General features: G+C 37.2%; 2 protein-coding genes. One reads left to right on the top strand and one right to left on the bottom strand.

Annotated elements, in window-relative coordinates; genetic code table 11:
* The first annotated feature begins 410 nt into the window (after nucleotides 1-410).
* Nucleotides 411-686 (top strand): hypothetical protein, encoded by a 276-nt coding sequence (locus RRG12_RS42735; RefSeq protein ID WP_420759007.1) that lies wholly within the window; start codon nucleotides 411-413, stop codon nucleotides 684-686.
* Nucleotides 687-750: 64 nt separating this feature from the next.
* Here RRG12_RS42735 and RRG12_RS42730 read toward each other — a convergent pair.
* The coding region (locus tag RRG12_RS42730; RefSeq protein ID WP_420763259.1) for an NACHT domain-containing protein at nucleotides 751-2,600 on the bottom strand (1,850 nt) is incomplete at its 5' end.

The following is a 2,600-nucleotide window of genomic DNA, read 5'->3' as shown; positions in this document are numbered from 1 at the left end:
CTAATGTGTGTTACTAAAATCAGAAGCAAGACACTCATAAGACTTAAAATGAGTATTATTTTGTTCCCAAATACTGTTTTATTACTTATGTTCACATATCTAAGCCATTGATATAGAGGGGAATGCTCTGATTGTGAACTCTTACTTCTATTTTAGATTAATTTCCTAGGACTTGGAAAATATTTTCGCTTTCTTTTAGAAATGCTAAAGTCAATTTATAGAGTAATTTCTGATGTCAGCGAGTGAAGTGCGATACTTGATTATTAACGCACTTATTACTCTAGGTTTACTTGGTAATAGGTTCTATGATGAAGATAGTGGCAATTGGTACATTAAAGATACCAGCCCAGTCTTACCGCTACGGTTTTACAAAAGGGTGATATTGTTCCGATTAGTTGGGACTTGTAATTATGGCAAATTGGACTGAAATGCAAAAACAAAAGTATGCTAGGTTCCAAGAAATTTTAGAAATTGGGAAACAGCGTTATGTGGATGCTGGTGGTAATCCTCAACGTTATCGAGCAGGTTTTAAAGGTCAAGATTACTTGACAGATGAAGAGAGAAAAGAAGCTACCAAAATCATGCGGCAAATGTTTGGTATTTCCATCACAAATGGTTATGTCTATTGTCAAGGGTCTTCTTGGCAGTTGCCTGAGAATTCGCTATTAGGTAAAAAGCAAGTCTAATAGCAACAAATAGGTAATGAATATAACACATTGTTGACCTTTGTTACTGAAAGATAATGGGTGTTTAAGCTTGCTGCTGACGCTGTTTAATCTCTGCGATCGGTAATAGCAAAGTATCTTCTATTTCCTGTCGCACTTCCCGACTGACATAACAATCGCTATTTAGACAATCTACTAAGAATAAATTTGCATTGTAATACTGGTTTAGTAATTCCTTTTGGCGAATGCTCACCTCCCACTCACTATCGATACTGCGATATCCTATCATTACTGCTCTTAATTGCTGAGTCCAAGTTTGACCATTTGTTTCCCACCATTGTTGATGGATCTGCAAATCACTTTTTGGGTTAGGTAGTTGGTTTACAAGTGGTAGCAATCCTGATTTTAGATCAGGAATAAGACTGTGAGTTAATTTAGTAATATTATCAACACCATTTTTATGCTTGAAATTCAAACAAAATTGAAGTTGAGGACTAAGTACCAGATTACACTTAAAATAATCTCTAGTATTATCTGTACCAATGGCTTCCCTGAATCCAAGCTCAGAGATAAGACAAAAATCAAGGTCGATTCCTATACACATATCAACCAGATAAAGATTATGTCCCAGTATAAAAGCAAAGTAAAACTCGCGAATAAGTGCTAATTGGTATGGAACATTTACTGAAAAAGATTTTTTGCTTATCCACTTTAGAAACTGCTGTAATTTTTCGTCAGTAGCTAAAAGCGAATCGACTTTATCTTTCATCAATAGCAACAGACGATCTGCGTTTGGAGACATCCCAACCGCCAGCAATAAAACTTCGCGCCAGCGCTTTTCAGTGATATGGCTGACAAGATTCTGTAAAGCCTCATTTGATAACTGCTTTCCAACAACAAATTCTCTAGCTGTGAAATACTCATTAAATGTCAGATGCGAAAAAGAGTAAATACCTTTAGCCCGTTCCATCAATAGCCCATGTTGAGCTTCAATTGACTTCAGAATTCTTTCGCTGTCGAGTTGCAATGCTTCCTCATCAGTATTGGCATTGGGTAAATTACGGATGTAATCTATAATGTATTGCTCTGCTGTTTTCTGCTTGAAGAAGTAGTCACCACGCTCAAACGTAATCAGGGCAATTTTGCTGAGTAAATCTTCCTTACGCTGAATTGATAACTTTTTATAAATCTGGTCGCGCTGAATTCCACGCTTGGCATCCCATTTTTTTAGTAGTGCATCCAATCCTTCCTTATATAACTCAGAACGATTTGCTGGAAAATCTCCTGACTCCTCAAATGCTAAACATAGCAACGTTAGTAGTAAAGGACTTGCAGCAAGTTCATTGATCCTGTTATTCTCTTTAAGCTGTTTAATAAAAATTTCTGGCTTTACAGCTTTTCCTTTAAACCAGTTAGTTGCAAAGGTGGCAATTTGTTCTTTATCAAAATCAGCAACTTCTACCTCTGTGAACTTCTCAAAGGTATATTCCCGCGCTGCAATACGACAGGTTATGACTAAGTGATTTTCTCGGAAATGTTCCGAAAACTCACGAATTTCTTTAATAATGTGGCTAGTATCCTCTTCCCTGACCTCATCTAAGCCATCTAGTAAAACTAACGCTTTACCATGATTTATTACATTTTGGATAGAGATAATAGATTGCGTATCTACAACACCTCCTCTTTCAGAGGTACGATTCATTGCGTCTACACTAATATATTCCAATAATCCAGGTTTGTTAGCAGCGTCGGCAAAGTCTTTGAGAGTAACAAAAATCGGCACACGTTCGGACTGAAACTCGCCCTCAATACACTGCATCGCTAAATACTTCAAGAACGTGGTTTTACCTGCCCCAGGCTTTCCCAAAATCATTAGCTTGGGATATTTCTCAACAGCTTTCAGTCCCGGTAATCGTTTTTCAGTGATGGTAGTGG

This window comes from Nostoc sp. CALU 546, assembly GCF_048836525.1.
The sequence above is the reverse complement of the archived record's forward strand: the minus strand, read 5'-3'. Positions and strand labels throughout refer to the sequence as shown.

Coding starts and splice junctions, on each gene's coding strand:
- RRG12_RS42735 (WP_420759007.1), top strand. CDS start 411: ATGGCAAATTGGACTGAAATGCAAAAACAAAAGTATGCTAGGTTCCAA.